The following is a 15005-nucleotide window of genomic DNA, read 5'->3' on the forward strand; positions in this document are numbered from 1 at the left end:
TAGAAGTAATTTGGAGTTCTACTATGGCGAAACTGCATGATTACTACAAGTCGTCTGTAGTCGCTGAACTGACCAAACAGTTCGGTTACACAAGCGTCATGCAAGTCCCTAGAATCGAGAAAATCACCCTAAACATGGGTGTTGGTGAAGCAATCAACGATAAGAAACTGCTAGAAAATGCAGCGTCTGATATGGCAACGATCTCTGGTCAAAAGCCACTTATCACAAAAGCGCGCAAATCTGTTGCAGGTTTCAAAATCCGTGAAGGCTACCCTATCGGTTGTAAAGTAACCTTGCGTGGCGAACGTATGTGGGATTTTCTTGAGCGTTTAATTAACATCGCTCTTCCACGTGTACGTGACTTCCGTGGTGTTAGCGCTAAGTCTTTTGACGGTCGCGGTAACTACAGCATGGGCGTTCGCGAGCAAATCATCTTCCCGGAAATCGACTTTGATAAAGTTGATCGAGTACGCGGTCTAGACATCACTATTACGACGTCTGCTGGTACTGATGAGGAAGGCCGTGCTCTGCTGGCTGCCTTTAACTTCCCATTCCGTAAGTAAGGTGAAGGGTTACTGTTATGGCTAAAAATTCAATGAAAGCACGTGAAGCAAAACGTGCGAAGCTAGTAGCTAAGTTCGCTGAAAAGCGTGCAGCGCTAAAAGCTATCATCAGCGATGTAAACGCATCTGAAGAAGATCGTTGGAACGCGGTTCTTACACTGCAATCTCTTCCACGTGATTCAAGTGCATCACGTCAGCGCAACCGTTGCAACCAAACTGGTCGTCCACACGGTTACCTACGTAAGTTCGGTCTAAGCCGTATTAAGGTTCGTGAAGCTTGCATGAAAGGCGAGATTCCGGGTCTTCGTAAGGCTAGCTGGTAATTGCCACTTAATCATTTGGAGTAAATCATATGAGCATGCAAGATCCGATTTCGGATATGCTGACCCGCGTTCGTAACGGTCAGGCAGCAAACAAAGTTGCTGTAAAAATGCCTTCTTCAAAGCTTAAAGTTGCAATTGCTGCACTACTAAAAGCTGAAGGTTACATCGTTGACTTCGCTGTTGAAGGCGAAGCAAAACCTGAGCTAGAAGTTACACTTAAGTACTTCCAAGCTAAACCAGTAATCGAGCAACTTAAACGTGTTTCTCGTCCAGGTCTACGTGTTTACAAGAAGAAAGATGAACTTCCTTCTGTAATGGGTGGTCTTGGTATTGCTATCGTTTCTACTTCCAAGGGTCTTATGTCAGACCGCGCTGCACGTAAAGCAGGTCTTGGTGGTGAAATCATCGCTTACGTAGCTTAATAAGGAGTAGACTATGTCTCGTGTTGCAAAAGCACCTGTCGCTATTCCAGCTGGCGTAGAGGTGAAACTAAACGGCCAAGAAATCACTGTAAAAGGTGCGAAAGGCGAACTAACTCGCGTTCTTAACAACGCAGTTGTAATCGCTCAGGAAGAAAATAACCTGACTTTCGGTCCTAAAGAAGGTGTTGCTAACGCATGGGCTCAAGCAGGTACTGCTCGCGCTCTAGTTAACAACATGGTTGTTGGTGTTACTGAAGGCTTTACTAAGAAGCTAACTCTTAAAGGTGTAGGTTACCGTGCTGCTATCAAAGGCAACGCTGTAGGTCTAACACTAGGCTTCTCACACCCAGTTGAGCACGAGTTGCCAGCGGGTATTAAAGCTGAATGTCCAAGCCAAACTGAAATCGTGATCACTGGTGCTGACAAGCAACTAGTTGGTCAAGTTGCGGCTGACATTCGTTCTTACCGTGAGCCTGAGCCATACAAAGGCAAAGGTGTTCGTTACGCAGATGAAAATGTGCGTACTAAAGAAGCTAAGAAGAAGTAAGGTAACACTATGGATAAGAAAGCATCTCGCATCCGTCGTGCTACACGTGCACGTCGTAAGATTGCAGAACTGGGTGCGACTCGCCTAGTTGTACACCGTACTCCTCGTCACGTGTACGCACAGGTTATCGCGGCTAACGGCTCTGAGGTTATCGCAGCAGCTTCTACTGTAGAAAAAGCGATCCGTGAGCAAGTGAAATACACTGGTAACGTTGATGCAGCTAAAGCAGTGGGTAAAGCTATTGCTGAGCGCGCTCTAGAGAAGGGCGTAACTGCAGTTGCATTTGATCGTTCTGGTTTCCAATACCACGGTCGAGTAGCGGCGCTAGCAGAATCTGCTCGCGAAGCTGGTCTGAAATTCTAAGGTAGGGTTGGAAGATGGCTAAAGAACAACAAGTTCAAGCGAATGATTTGCAAGAAAAGCTAATCGCAGTTAACCGTGTTTCTAAAACGGTTAAAGGTGGTCGAATCATGAGCTTCACTGCACTAACAGTAGTTGGTGACGGTAACGGTCGTGTAGGTTTCGGTTACGGCAAAGCTCGTGAAGTACCTGCAGCGATTCAAAAAGCAATGGAAAAAGCGCGTCGTAACATGACTACGATCGCTCTAAACGAAGGCACTCTTCACCACCCAGTGAAAGGTCGCCATTCGGGCTCTAAAGTTTACATGCAGCCTGCTGCAGAAGGTACTGGTGTTATCGCAGGTGGTGCGATGCGTGCAGTACTAGAAGTTGCTGGTGTACACAACGTACTATCTAAAGCGTACGGTTCTACGAACCCTATCAACATCGTTCGTGCAACGATCGATGCACTAGGTAGCATGAAGTCACCAGAAATGGTTGCTGCTAAACGTGGTCTAACTGTTGAATCTATTTCGGAGTAAGAACACCATGGCAACTATTAAAGTAACTCAAACTAAAAGCTCAATTGGTCGTCTGCCAAAGCACAAAGCTACTTTGCGCGGTCTAGGTCTTCGTAAAATCAACCACACAGTAGAACTTGAAGATACTCCGTGTATTCGCGGTATGATCAACAAGGTTTACTACATGGTTAAAGTTGAGGAGTAATCAGAATGCGTTTGAATACTCTAGCACCGGCTGCTGGCGCGAAAACTTCTGCGAAGCGAGTAGGTCGTGGTATCGGTTCAGGCCTAGGTAAAACTGGTGGCCGTGGTCACAAAGGTCAAAAATCACGTTCTGGCGGCAGTGTTCGTCCAGGTTTCGAAGGCGGTCAGATGCCTCTGAAACAACGTCTACCAAAATTCGGTTTCACTTCTCGTAAGAGCCTAGTGTCTGCTGAAGTTCGTCTAGCTGAGCTAGCGAAAGTTTCTGGTGACGTAGTTGATCTAAACAGTCTTAAAGCTGCTAACATCATCACTAAGAACATCGAATTTGTAAAAGTTGTTCTTTCTGGTGAAATCAACAAAGCAGTGACTGTTAAAGGTCTACGTGTGACTAAAGGCGCTAAAGCTGCAATCGAAGCTGCAGGCGGTAAAATCGAGGAATAATCTCGAGGAACGAGGTACAGATGGCTAAGAAACCAGGACAAGATTTTCGTAGTGCTCAGAGCGGCTTAAGTGAACTAAAGTCGCGCTTGTTATTCGTAATTGGTGCACTTTTAGTATTCCGAGCCGGCTCTTTTGTGCCGATTCCTGGTATTGACGCTGCTGTACTTGCCGATTTGTTCGAACAGCAAAAAGGTACCATCGTTGAAATGTTTAACATGTTCTCCGGTGGTGCTCTTGAGCGTGCATCTATATTAGCATTGGGCATCATGCCGTATATTTCGGCATCTATTGTTGTCCAATTGCTAACTGTAGTTCATCCAGCGTTAGCTGAACTCAAAAAAGAGGGTGAAGCAGGCCGTCGTAAGATAAGCCAATATACACGCTACGGCACGCTTGTACTTGCAACCTTCCAAGCTATAGGTATTGCAACTGGCCTACCAAACATGGTCGACAATCTGGTTGTTATCAACCAAACCATGTTTACGCTAATTGCTACCGTAAGTTTAGTAACCGGTACCATGTTCTTGATGTGGTTAGGTGAACAAATTACAGAGCGCGGAATTGGTAACGGTATTTCGATACTGATTTTTGCAGGTATTGTTGCTGGATTGCCTTCTGCAATCGGTCAAACAATCGAGCAAGCGCGTCAAGGTGAATTGCATGTACTTCTTCTGTTGCTAATCGCGGTATTAGCTTTTGCAGTAATTTACTTCGTTGTTTTCATGGAACGTGGTCAACGCCGAATCGTCGTTAACTATGCGAAACGTCAACAAGGTCGTAAAGTATTTGCTGCGCAAAGCTCGCACTTGCCTCTTAAAATTAACATGGCAGGTGTAATTCCAGCGATTTTTGCATCAAGTATTATCTTGTTCCCAGGAACATTGGCTCAGTGGTTTGGTCAAAACGGTGAGAGCAGCGCGTTCGGTTGGTTAACTGACGTGTCTTTGGCTCTTAGCCCAGGTCAACCGTTGTATGTAATGCTTTATGCAGCAGCAATTATCTTCTTCTGTTTCTTCTACACGGCGTTGGTTTTCAACCCGCGTGAAACAGCAGATAACTTGAAGAAGTCTGGTGCATTCGTACCCGGTATCCGCCCAGGTGAGCAGACAGCGAAATACATTGATAAAGTAATGACACGTTTAACCCTTGCTGGTGCACTGTACATTACCTTTATCTGTCTGATTCCCGAGTTCATGATGGTCGCGTGGAACGTACGTTTCTACTTCGGCGGTACATCGCTACTAATCGTAGTTGTTGTAATTATGGACTTTATGGCACAGGTACAGACTCATCTGATGTCTCAACAGTATGATTCTGTGTTGAAGAAAGCGAATCTGAAAGGCTACGGCCGTTAATCCGGCGGTAGACTCAGTTTCATTTACGGAGTTTAGCAATGAAAGTTCGTGCTTCCGTTAAAAAAATCTGCCGTAACTGTAAAGTAATCAAGCGTAACGGTGTCGTTCGCGTGATTTGCAGTGAGCCAAAGCACAAACAGCGCCAAGGCTAATTAGCAGAAATTTTTACTTGAAAATGAAGGTTGGGTCGAGTATATTCCTCGGCCTACCTTTTGCGTGCAAAAGAAGTAGTATTCCGCAGCGTATCCATAACGGGCTTTGCTGCGGCTAATTCTTTTATAGAAACACTTAGGAGTGAATAATGGCCCGTATAGCAGGCATTAACATTCCTGATCAGAAACATGCAGTAATCGCTCTAACAGCGATCTACGGCATCGGTAAAACTCGCTCTCAAGCTATCCTAGCTGAAGTGGGTATTGCTGAAAATGTTAAGATCAGTGAACTAACTGAAGAGCAGATCGATCAACTGCGTGATGGTGTAGCTAAGTACACTGTAGAAGGTGATCTACGTCGTGAAGTATCTATGAACATCAAGCGTCTTATGGACCTTGGCTGTTACCGTGGTCTTCGTCATCGTCGCAGTCTACCACTACGTGGACAGCGTACTAAAACCAACGCTCGCACCCGTAAGGGTCCGCGTAAGCCGATCAAGAAATAATCGGGAAGGTAGAGTACAATGGCTAAACAACCAACTCGCGCTCGTAAGCGCGTACGCAAGCAAGTTGCAGATGGCGTTGCGCACATCCATGCTTCTTTCAATAACACAATCGTAACCATTACTGACCGTCAAGGTAACGCTCTTGCATGGGCTACTGCAGGTGGTTCTGGTTTCCGTGGTTCTCGTAAGTCTACTCCGTTCGCTGCACAGGTTGCTGCTGAGCGTTGTGCTGAAATGGCTAAAGAATACGGCCTAAAGAACTTGGAAGTTATGGTTAAGGGTCCTGGTCCAGGTCGCGAATCTACTGTTCGTGCACTAAACGCCGCTGGTTTCCGCATCACAAACATCGTTGATGCTACACCAATCCCTCATAACGGTTGTCGTCCACCTAAGAAACGTCGCGTATAACGTTTCTAGGACAATTGGAGAAGAATCATGGCAAGATATTTGGGTCCTAAGCTGAAGCTTAGCCGTCGTGAAGGCACTGACTTATTCCTTAAGTCTGGTGTTCGCGCGATCGATACCAAGTGTAAAATTGATAACGCACCAGGTGTACACGGCGCTCGTCGCGGTCGTCTATCTGAGTATGGCGTTCAGCTTCGTGAGAAGCAAAAAGTACGTCGTATGTACGGCGTTCTAGAAAAACAATTCCGTAACTACTACAAAGAAGCTGCTCGCCTAAAAGGCAACACTGGTGAAAACCTACTTCAGCTTCTTGAAGGTCGTCTTGATAACGTAGTTTACCGCATGGGCTTTGGCGCAACTCGCGCAGAAGCACGTCAGCTAGTTAGCCACAAAGCTATCCTAGTAAACGGTAAAGTTGTAAACGTTCCTTCTTTCAAAGTAGCGGCTAATGACGTTGTTTCTATTCGCGAGAAAGCTAAACAGCAAGCTCGTATCAAAGCAGCTCTAGAAGTTGCTGAACAACGTGAAAAACCAACTTGGATTGAAGTAGATGGTGGCAAGATGGAAGGTACATTCAAGCGTATGCCTGAACGTTCTGATCTATCAGCTGACATCAACGAACAATTGATCGTCGAGCTTTACTCTAAGTAAGGTTTAAACTAAAGAGAGGACACAATGCAGGGTTCTGTAACAGAATTTCTTAAGCCACGTCTAGTTGACATCGAACAAATCAGCTCGACTCACGCAAAAGTAACTCTTGAGCCATTAGAGCGTGGCTTTGGTCATACTCTGGGTAATGCACTTCGCCGCATCCTTCTATCTTCTATGCCAGGTTGTGCTGTAACAGAAGTAGAAATTGAAGGCGTACTTCATGAGTACAGCACGAAAGAAGGCGTTCAAGAAGATATTCTTGAAATTCTTCTAAACCTTAAAGGTTTGGCTGTGCGCGTTGCCGAAGGCAAAGATGAAGTGTTCATTACTTTGAACAAATCAGGCTCGGGCCCTGTGGTTGCAGGTGACATCACCCATGATGGTGATGTAGAGATCGCTAACCCTGAACACGTAATTTGTCACCTGACGGATGACAACGCTGAGATCGCAATGCGTATCAAAGTTGAACGTGGTCGTGGTTATGTTCCAGCTTCTGCGCGTATCCATAACGAAGAAGACGAGCGTCCTATCGGTCGCCTACTAGTAGATGCTACTTACAGCCCAGTAGACAAAATTGCCTACGCTGTAGAAGCAGCTCGTGTAGAACAGCGTACTGATCTAGACAAGCTTGTTATCGATATGGAAACAAACGGTACTCTAGAACCTGAGGAAGCAATCCGTCGTGCAGCTACAATCCTAGCTGAACAATTGGATGCATTCGTAGATCTTCGTGATGTACGAGTTCCTGAGGAGAAGGAAGAGAAGCCAGAATTCGATCCGATCCTACTGCGTCCTGTAGACGATCTTGAACTAACAGTTCGCTCTGCTAACTGTTTGAAAGCAGAAGCGATTCACTACATCGGTGATCTAGTACAACGTACTGAGGTTGAGCTACTTAAAACGCCTAACCTTGGTAAAAAATCTCTTACTGAGATTAAAGACGTACTTGCGTCACGTGGTCTGTCTCTGGGCATGCGCCTAGAAAACTGGCCACCTGCATCAATCGCTGAAGATTAATCGATACTAGTTAGAAGGATTAGGTCATGCGCCATCGTAAGAGTGGTCGTCAACTCAACCGCAACAGCTCACATCGCAAAGCGATGTTCAGCAACATGGCTAGCTCTCTAGTACGTCATGAAGTTATCAAGACTACTTTGCCAAAAGCAAAAGAGCTACGTCGCGTAGTTGAGCCTTTGATTACACTAGCTAAGACTGACAGTGTTGCTAACCGTCGTCTAGCATTTGCACGTACTCGTGACAACGAAGTAGTTGCAAAACTATTTAACGAACTAGGTCCACGTTTTGCTGCTCGTCAGGGCGGTTACACTCGTATCCTAAAAGCTGGCTTCCGTGCTGGTGATAAAGCTCCAATGGCTTACATTGAGCTTGTAGATCGCCCAGCTGCTGAAGAAGCTGCTGAGTAATCAGTTCGTAAGAACGAGAAAGCCGAGCATTAGCTCGGCTTTTTTGTATCTGTAATTCAGTAAACCTTTATATCCAGCCTGCATTTATTTCAACCCATGCAGACTGGCAATTTAAAAAGTGATTATCACTTACGCTTATTTACTAGTATTCCACAACCCGCCCAACGAACTTAGAAGCCCTTCGCTAGCGCCTTGCTTGTTCAAGTAATCCAAGATGACTGGAGCAAACTGACTGATCATAGATGGGTCTAAACCTAACGTATCGAATGCACTTTTGACTGCACTGATATTCTCAATATTTCCTAGTAAGCTTTGTGCTCCTTGCAAGTTTGAAAGTCCAGGAATCAAAGACTGTAATTCACTACTATTTTCTTGCGAAAGCTGGCTTTGAGCCAAAGCGAGTAGCGCACCACTGCCTCCGGCTGCTTGCTCAGTGGATACTGGTAATTGGCTAGTTAGCATGTCTGTTAATGGAGATGACTCGGTGTTCAAGCTGCTGCCGACCATGTCCATCAGGCCACTTTCTTTACTTTTTTGAGTGACTGAATCTAAGAATGCGTGCGCACTACCAATGTTGATTGATAGGAGTGCTAGAGTTAGGAGTGTTTTACGCATAGTACCTCCAAAGGTTGAGCGTTTTTTAAAAGTGATTTTATTTTTAAAGGCTATCAGAGTGAAAGGTTCAGAGGTGAGAAAGTCTATTCAGTTTAGACAAAAAAACGGCGCTAGTGCGCCGTTTTATTTAATCATAATTGAAAATGGTTTCAATTAGATAATATCTAATAGTTCTACTTCGAAAACTAAAGCTGCAAATGGAGGGATAGCCGCACCAGCGCCACGCTCACCGTACGCAAGATCTTGTGGTACGTATAGCTTCCACTTAGAGCCAACAGGCATTAGTTGTAGTGCCTCTACCCAACCTTTGATTACACCTGTAACAGGGAATTCAGCAGGTTGACCGCGAGATACAGAGCTATCGAATACAGTACCGTCAGTTAGCTCACCGTGGTAGTGAACGCGAACTGAGCTTTCTGCTGTAGGAACTGCACCAGTACCTTCAGAAATGATTTCGTACTGAAGACCAGAGTCTAGAACGTTAACTTCAGGTCGTAGAGCGTTGTCTTTTAGGAACGCTTCGCCTTCTGCTGCCGCAATTTTTGCTGCTTCTTGGCGAGCTGTTTCTGCACGAGTGTGAAGTTCTTGTAGTGCTTTGTTGATTTCATCAATTTCGATTGATGGCATGTCACCAGTTAGTGCTGTTGCAATACCTGCTGCGATAGCATCAACGCTAAGACCTTCAAGACCAGAGCCTGCAAGTTGCTGACCCATTTGCAGACCAATGCCGTAGCTTGCTTTTTGTTCTGCAGTTTCAAATTTAATTTCAGACATGAATGTCGCTCTTATTAGGAGTGATAAAGGTAACAGGATATCAGTTTCGAGCTTAGGTTTAAATGATTGCGACCGAATGCTTAATTGAGGCGGTCAGGTTGTGACTTATCTCTTACTCCAAGTGAAATTTCTGCTAATTTAATCCCAATTCCATTTTAGTTTGGTGAAAAACATATACTCTCCGCGTCGGTATTTTTATACTGGCCGTAGAAGTATTAAGGGACTCATTACAATGAATCGTCGCAGAAAGAAAAAGCAGCAAGTCGACTATGTCGAATTGGTTAAACAAAAATTCGCTGCTATCGACTGGAAGCAGCCGTTCAACAAAGAGCAATGGTTGGAGCGTATACAGCCTGTTAAGCAGTTTTGGTTGCGTCTGCCTAAATTTCATCAGCGTGCTTTGATGGTCTTAGTGCCATTGATTCTGGTACTCCTTGTTATTCCTTTGCCGAATAAAACAGACCAGCCAGTTGAGCAGACTGAGGTCGATCATCAACGCGTAGCGATTGAGCTAAACGCGCAGAGTTTAAGCCAGCAGAGAACCTCTCAGAACTCTGGACCGAAATCTGAAGACTGGAAAGAGTACACGGTTAAAAATGGTGATACATTAGCGCAGGTTTTCAGAAGTAATCAGCTCTCTATGGCGGATCTTAGCGCTCTAGTCAAAATAGAAGGCAGTGATAAGCCGCTAAGCCAAATAAAGCAGGGACAGTTGATTCGCTTTAAGCTTAGTGACGAAGGCGAGTTAGATATGCTACAGCTGGAAAAAAGCGGGCGGTCCGTTATGTTTTTCCGTTTATCGGATGGGTCCTTTGGGCGTAACAAGTAAACGCTTCAAATGAAAAGACGCGAATATCGCGTCTTTTTAGTCGGTTTTTCATAGCGATTAGTTTTCATAGTAACCAATCGAATTGAAGCTTATAGCGCTACGGATTCTTTCCGCATATCCACATGAGGGATACCATCTTCAAGATAGCACTCTGAGATAACCTTGAATCCATGACTTGCATAAAACTGGATGAGGTGTTCTTGAGCACCTATATCTATTGTCTGTCCTGGCCATAATGTTTCGCATTGTGCCAAGGCCTTGTCCAATAACTTATGGCCTAAGCCACCGCCTCGCGCGGTCTGCTTTGTCACCACTCGACCAATACTCACATTGTCATACGAGGTGCCTGCGGGCAGTAATCGTGCGCAAGCAACCAGTTCATCACCGTGATAGCCTATTAGATGATAAACGCCTTCCAGTGTGTCCTTACCATCAAGTTCAGGGTAAGGGCAGGTTTGTTCAACAACGAATACATCCACACGCAATTTCATCATTTCATACAGCTGTGTGGTTGTTAGCTGAGCAAAGGGCAAAGTAATCCAAGTGAGCATGTTGTTATCCGTAATGAGAATAGAGTGACTGACTTTACTTTGTTTTGAGCTCATACTCATTAACAAAGGTTAATTAGCACTGGTTTTCCCACCAAATCTGGTGATAATGTGCCCTCTTTCCATCTCACCTGAGGATATCCCCGTGAGCAAACAAACATTCGATCAAGTTGGGCTTAACCCAGCGTTACTCGCCACACTTGATTCCCTGAACTATACCCACATGACGCCAATTCAAGCTTTGAGCTTGCCTGCAATCCTAAAACATCGTGATGTCATCGGGCAGGGTAAAACGGGCTCAGGTAAAACCGCTGCATTTGGTTTAGGGGTTTTATCGAACCTCAACGTCAAACGCTTTCGTGTCCAGTCATTAGTATTGTGTCCAACACGTGAGCTTGCAGATCAAGTAGCGAAGGAAATTCGTACTTTAGGTCGCGGCATTCATAATATTAAAGTGCTTACTCTCTGCGGTGGGATGCCAATGGGGCCACAAATTGGTTCGTTAGAGCATGGTGCGCATATCCTAGTTGGTACTCCTGGTCGTATTTTGGATCACCTTGAAAAAGGCCGAATTGATCTTAGCGAACTGAATACCTTGGTGCTAGATGAAGCTGATCGCATGTTGGACATGGGTTTCCAAGACGCATTAGATGCAATCATCGATGCAGCGCCAAAGCAGCGTCAAACTCTACTTTTCAGTGCTACTTTTCCAGAAAAAATTGAGCAAATTGCGCAGCGTATAATGCAGACACCGGAAGTGATTAAGGTGGAATCGACGCATGATACTTCAAGCATTGTGCAGTACTTCTATAAAGTTGAAGGCTCGGAAGCGCGTGATGAAGCGTTGGCGAATTTGCTGCTGACTCACCAACCAGAGTCCGCGGTTGTTTTTTGTAATACCAAAAAAGAAGTGCAAAGTGTCGCAGATGAGTTGCATCACAAAGGATTCAGCGTTATCGATATCCATGGGGACTTAGAGCAGCGTGAACGCGACCAAGCATTGGTGCAGTTTGCTAACAAGAGTGTGTCTATCCTTGTTGCAACAGACGTTGCGGCGCGTGGTTTGGACGTTGATAATCTTGATGCTGTCTTTAACTTTGAGCTATCGCGCGATCCTGAGGTTCATGTGCACCGTATTGGTCGTACAGGTCGTGCGGGTAGTAAAGGTTTAGCGTTCAGCTTTTTTGGTGAGAAAGACGGTTTACGTGTAGCTCGTATTGAAGAATACCTAGAGATGGACGTGGTACCAGCAACATTGCCTGCCAAATCAAATCAGCAGCCATACCAAGCGAAGATGGTGACGATTAACATTGATGGCGGTAAGAAACAGAAAGTACGACCGGGTGATATTTTAGGTTGTTTGACAGGAAAAAATGGTATTCCAGGCTCTCAAGTCGGAAAGATTCACCTGTTCCCTGTGCGCGCTTATGTTGCCGTCGAAAAATCTGTGGCTAAAAAGGCTCTACAAACCATTAGTAACGGCAAGATGAAAGGGCGCCAGTTCCGGGCGCGAATTCTTAAATAGCTCAAATAGCAGAGAAAAAGCTCTTCGTTTGAAGAGCTTTTTTCTTTTTTGAGTTTATTTGAGAGTGTGATCTTTGGTTAAGCGTGCTTTGATTCGACTCAAACTGATTGGCGTAATGCCCAGGTAGGCCGCAATTTGACTATCGGTAATACGTTGCTTTAAATCTGGGTAATGAGCGCAAAATAATTGATATCGTTCCTCTGGAGAGTAGAGCAACATAAAGCGTTCTTTATTCTCTTTATTAACCAGTTGGTTTTCGAGTAGCTTTAAGTAAATGGCGTGCTTTTCTGCTCGCCAGTGATGCAACGTTTCAATTGGCAAGCAAAATAGCTGACAAGCGCTCAGCGTTTCCAATAAGTAAGGCGAAGGTTGGTCCTTTATTATGCTCTCAAACCCGATAACCCAGTCCTTCTCCCAATAAAATTCTTTACTGAATTCTTTGCCGTGCTCAGTGAGATAGCTTGCGTGACATAACCCCTCAATGATGAAGTAAAGGTGTGAGCTCAACTCTCCTTGGTGATTAAGAATGTGGCGTGTAGGCAGTTCGAGCAACTCACCATTTTCAATAAGTTGGTTTGCTTCTGTCTCTAAAAAGCCATGATTGACTAAGTCTGAAAAAAGATCGCTGTGCATGTGATAACTCGGAAACGGTTTTCTTTATTTTAACTGGTTTTATTGATAACAAAAAAGCGGCTCATGAGAGCCGCTTAGTGTTGCTGTCAAATCAACCTTATTTATTCAGATCGATTTGATAAATTGCGAAACCAATGTCGTCTGTTGACACGCGTTTCATTGGGTATTGTCCTTTCTCTTTGATGAACTGCGCCGCTTTATCGCTAGGGGAGGTTTCGAAACGAATATCTAGCTTGTTATCGGACTTAATCGGTGCGAAAGACCAGTTGTTGTCAGCGCTTGGTGTCACTTCTCCTTTTTCTTCACTCACGCGAGAAATATAAGTGGCGACGACAGAGCGGTTTTCATCTGGTGCGTCAAACGCAATGAAATCTGGGCCTGTACCAGGGAAAGTATTGCTATAAGCACGGTAGTTATTGGTTGCGATGATGAAATCTTGCTTCGGATTGACAGGCTTACCATTGAACGTCAGGTTCACAATACGCTGAGAATCTGGATTAATCACTTTACAATCCGCATCGTACTTCGGCGGTTGGGTAACGTCGATTTGGTAGTTAACCCCATCAATAACATCGAAGTTGTAAGTACGGAAATTATCCCAATCAATCAAAGATTGCGGTTTAGGATTGCTGATGTCGATGTGGTTGAATTGACCCGCACTGCACTCTAGCCATTCGCGAACTTCTTTACCTTTCACTTTCATCGCAACCAAGGTGTTTGGATATAAGTAAAGATCGGCCGCATTACGGAAGGTGAGCTGACCGGATTCTACTTCTGTAAAGTTATTCGGATCGTTCTTACGACCGCCGACTTTAAATGGTGCTGCCGCACTCAGTACTGGAATGTCAGAAAGGTCTGGGTCGCCTTGAATAAAGCGTTCTACGTAGTCTTTCTGAGCAAGGTTAACGATTTGAATGGTGGGGTCGTCCTGCACTAATGCCAAGAAGCTGTACATGACATCATTTGCTTTGCCGATTGGTTGGTTTACAAATTCACGAGTGCCTTTGTGATCTTCTTCTAACGCTTTCACAATATCAGCATCGGCTTTAGCTAATGACTTCTTATTTACTTTATCGAAGATAGGGCGTGCTTCTGCTTGGCCTTCGACGACTTGCCATCTGCCGTCTTTCTCTTTCAGCATCAAATCCATCACACCTACGTGACTTCCCCAGCGGCCCGGCATCACGGACGTTACACCATTGATGGTCCCTTTATTTATATCAACACCAGGTAGGTTTGCGAAGTCTTTCCCTGGGAAGACGGCGTGAGAGTGACCAAAAGCAATCGCATCAATACCTTCAACTTCTGTGAGGTAGTAAACAGAGTTTTCAGCGCCTAGTTTGTATGGATCAGTAGAAATGCCCGAGTGTGGAATCGCCACAATCACGTCTGCGCCTTCTTTCTTCATTTGAGGAATCAGTTTCTCTGCTGTTTCCTTAATGTCTTTAGCAAAGACTTTGCCTTCTAAGTTCTTCTTATCCCACACCATAATTTGTGGTGGTACAAAGCCGATGTAACCCACTTTTATTTGATGCGCTTCGCCGTCTGTGTCTTTAAATGTGTGAGTTTTGATGAGGTAAGGCTTGAAGTAATGCTCACCGGTTTGTTTATCAAATACGTTTGCATTGATGTAAGGGAAGTTTGCCCCCTTCAACGTCGTTTGTAGGAAATCTAAGCCATAGTTGAACTCATGATTGCCAATGTTGCCCACATCGTAGTCTAGCTTGTTCATCGCTTTGTAGACTGGGTGCACGTCGCCGGGATTAATCCCCTTTGCCGCCATGTAATCGCCCATTGGGCTGCCCTGAATTAAATCACCGTTATCTACTAGTACCGTGTTTTCTGTCTCGGACTTAGCTTGTTTCACTATTGTCGCTGCGCGACTTAAACCGATTTGCTGTGATGGTTGGTCTTTGTAGTAATCGTAATCCATCACGTTGGTGTGAATGTCGGTGGTTTCGATAATACGAAGCTTGATGGTATCGGCCATTACTGGGCCAGCAAGCGTTAGCATGCCACTTAATACTGCGAGGGAAATAGGATGAACTGCCACTTTCATTTGGTGCTCCAATTCAATGATAAGGGGAAATCGTACTGCGTAATGTATCAAACACAGATGCAACTCGATGATAAAGATACAGAAAACTGTGAACATTAATCAGTTTACTGAACCTTATTCATATTAACCGCCGACTTTTTCACGCTTTTGAATGAGACCAAACAAAAAC

Annotated in this window: 22 protein-coding genes; 17 read left to right on the forward strand and 5 right to left on the reverse strand. The window is 44.9% G+C overall.

The features are described 5' to 3' along the window. Window positions 1–23 precede the first annotated feature (23 nt). The 15 genes from rplE to rplQ all read left to right on the forward strand — a co-directional run bounded on the left by rplE (window position 24) and on the right by rplQ (window position 7853). Entirely contained in the window at window positions 24–563 is a 540-nt protein-coding gene (gene rplE, locus IJ23_RS08215; protein ID WP_005379573.1) for a 50S ribosomal protein L5, read from the forward strand. Window positions 564–580: 17 nt separating this feature from the next. After that, on the forward strand, window positions 581–886 hold the full coding sequence (rpsN, locus tag IJ23_RS08220; protein ID WP_004410442.1) for a 30S ribosomal protein S14: 306 nt from the start codon (window positions 581–583) through the stop codon (window positions 884–886). A 29-nt stretch (window positions 887–915) separates the two neighbouring features. Beyond that, on the forward strand, window positions 916–1308 hold the full coding sequence (gene rpsH / locus IJ23_RS08225) for a 30S ribosomal protein S8 (protein ID WP_005379572.1): 393 nt from the start codon (window positions 916–918) through the stop codon (window positions 1306–1308). A gap of 13 nt (window positions 1309–1321) precedes the next feature. After that, the gene (rplF, locus tag IJ23_RS08230; RefSeq protein ID WP_005379570.1) at window positions 1322–1855 is read left to right on the forward strand and encodes a 50S ribosomal protein L6; all 534 of its coding nucleotides are present in this window, start codon (window positions 1322–1324) and stop codon (window positions 1853–1855) included. A gap of 9 nt (window positions 1856–1864) precedes the next feature. Beyond that, window positions 1865–2218: a 50S ribosomal protein L18 gene (rplR, locus tag IJ23_RS08235; RefSeq protein ID WP_005379568.1), complete on the forward strand. Its 354-nt coding sequence runs from the start codon at window positions 1865–1867 to the stop codon at window positions 2216–2218. Between the two features lie 14 nt (window positions 2219–2232). After that, window positions 2233–2736 (forward strand): 30S ribosomal protein S5, encoded by a 504-nt coding sequence (gene rpsE / locus IJ23_RS08240; RefSeq protein ID WP_004745894.1) that lies wholly within the window; start codon window positions 2233–2235, stop codon window positions 2734–2736. Window positions 2737–2743: 7 nt separating this feature from the next. After that, on the forward strand, window positions 2744–2920 hold the full coding sequence (rpmD, locus tag IJ23_RS08245) for a 50S ribosomal protein L30 (protein ID WP_005379565.1): 177 nt from the start codon (window positions 2744–2746) through the stop codon (window positions 2918–2920). A gap of 5 nt (window positions 2921–2925) precedes the next feature. Beyond that, window positions 2926–3360, forward strand: coding sequence for a 50S ribosomal protein L15 (rplO, locus tag IJ23_RS08250; RefSeq protein WP_005383155.1), 435 nt, complete (start codon window positions 2926–2928; stop codon window positions 3358–3360). A 20-nt stretch (window positions 3361–3380) separates the two neighbouring features. Then, window positions 3381–4715 (forward strand): preprotein translocase subunit SecY, encoded by a 1335-nt coding sequence (gene secY, locus IJ23_RS08255; RefSeq protein WP_005379562.1) that lies wholly within the window; start codon window positions 3381–3383, stop codon window positions 4713–4715. 38 nt (window positions 4716–4753) lie between these two features. Then, window positions 4754–4867, forward strand: coding sequence for a 50S ribosomal protein L36 (gene rpmJ / locus IJ23_RS08260; protein ID WP_000868186.1), 114 nt, complete (start codon window positions 4754–4756; stop codon window positions 4865–4867). 149 nt (window positions 4868–5016) lie between these two features. Continuing rightward, a complete protein-coding gene (gene rpsM / locus IJ23_RS08265; protein ID WP_005383154.1) occupies window positions 5017–5373 on the forward strand; it encodes a 30S ribosomal protein S13 in 357 nt (118 codons plus the stop codon). A gap of 18 nt (window positions 5374–5391) precedes the next feature. Continuing rightward, window positions 5392–5781 carry a 30S ribosomal protein S11 gene (rpsK, locus tag IJ23_RS08270; RefSeq protein WP_001118870.1) on the forward strand — a complete coding sequence of 130 codons (390 nt, stop codon included), beginning with the start codon at window positions 5392–5394 and terminating at the stop codon, window positions 5779–5781. A gap of 27 nt (window positions 5782–5808) precedes the next feature. After that, on the forward strand, window positions 5809–6429 hold the full coding sequence (gene rpsD, locus IJ23_RS08275; protein WP_005383146.1) for a 30S ribosomal protein S4: 621 nt from the start codon (window positions 5809–5811) through the stop codon (window positions 6427–6429). A gap of 24 nt (window positions 6430–6453) precedes the next feature. Beyond that, window positions 6454–7446: a DNA-directed RNA polymerase subunit alpha gene (locus IJ23_RS08280; protein WP_005383143.1), complete on the forward strand. Its 993-nt coding sequence runs from the start codon at window positions 6454–6456 to the stop codon at window positions 7444–7446. Between the two features lie 26 nt (window positions 7447–7472). Continuing rightward, the gene (gene rplQ, locus IJ23_RS08285) at window positions 7473–7853 is read left to right on the forward strand and encodes a 50S ribosomal protein L17 (protein ID WP_005383141.1); all 381 of its coding nucleotides are present in this window, start codon (window positions 7473–7475) and stop codon (window positions 7851–7853) included. Window positions 7854–7988: 135 nt separating this feature from the next. On the opposite strand, the gene IJ23_RS08290 is transcribed toward rplQ, so the two are convergent. Both IJ23_RS08290 and IJ23_RS08295 read right to left on the reverse strand, forming a co-directional pair. Next, window positions 7989–8468: a DUF2780 domain-containing protein gene (locus IJ23_RS08290; protein ID WP_017820297.1), complete on the reverse strand. Its 480-nt coding sequence runs from the start codon at window positions 8466–8468 to the stop codon at window positions 7989–7991. A gap of 153 nt (window positions 8469–8621) precedes the next feature. Next, window positions 8622–9242, reverse strand: a complete 621-nt coding sequence (locus IJ23_RS08295; protein WP_005383137.1) for an FKBP-type peptidyl-prolyl cis-trans isomerase — start codon at window positions 9240–9242, stop codon at window positions 8622–8624. A 232-nt stretch (window positions 9243–9474) separates the two neighbouring features. On the opposite strand from IJ23_RS08295, the gene IJ23_RS08300 reads away from it, so the two are divergent. After that, window positions 9475–10071, forward strand: coding sequence for a LysM-like peptidoglycan-binding domain-containing protein (locus IJ23_RS08300; RefSeq protein ID WP_033906006.1), 597 nt, complete (start codon window positions 9475–9477; stop codon window positions 10069–10071). Between the two features lie 89 nt (window positions 10072–10160). Here IJ23_RS08300 and IJ23_RS08305 read toward each other — a convergent pair whose 3' ends face one another. Further along, window positions 10161–10622: a GNAT family N-acetyltransferase gene (locus IJ23_RS08305; RefSeq protein ID WP_033906124.1), complete on the reverse strand. Its 462-nt coding sequence runs from the start codon at window positions 10620–10622 to the stop codon at window positions 10161–10163. A 142-nt stretch (window positions 10623–10764) separates the two neighbouring features. Between IJ23_RS08305 and dbpA the strand changes: the two genes are divergently transcribed. Further along, window positions 10765–12144: an ATP-dependent RNA helicase DbpA gene (dbpA, locus tag IJ23_RS08310; RefSeq protein WP_033906007.1), complete on the forward strand. Its 1380-nt coding sequence runs from the start codon at window positions 10765–10767 to the stop codon at window positions 12142–12144. 54 nt (window positions 12145–12198) lie between these two features. On the opposite strand, the gene IJ23_RS08315 is transcribed toward dbpA, so the two are convergent. Next, window positions 12199–12777 (reverse strand): Crp/Fnr family transcriptional regulator, encoded by a 579-nt coding sequence (locus tag IJ23_RS08315; RefSeq protein ID WP_033906009.1) that lies wholly within the window; start codon window positions 12775–12777, stop codon window positions 12199–12201. Window positions 12778–12874: 97 nt separating this feature from the next. Then, a complete protein-coding gene (gene cpdB, locus IJ23_RS08320; protein WP_033906010.1) occupies window positions 12875–14836 on the reverse strand; it encodes a 2',3'-cyclic-nucleotide 2'-phosphodiesterase in 1962 nt (653 codons plus the stop codon). Window positions 14837–15005: the final 169 nt, after the last annotated feature.

The organism is Vibrio sp. OY15 (assembly GCF_000742455.1).
GTDB lineage: Bacteria > Pseudomonadota > Gammaproteobacteria > Enterobacterales > Vibrionaceae > Vibrio > Vibrio alginolyticus.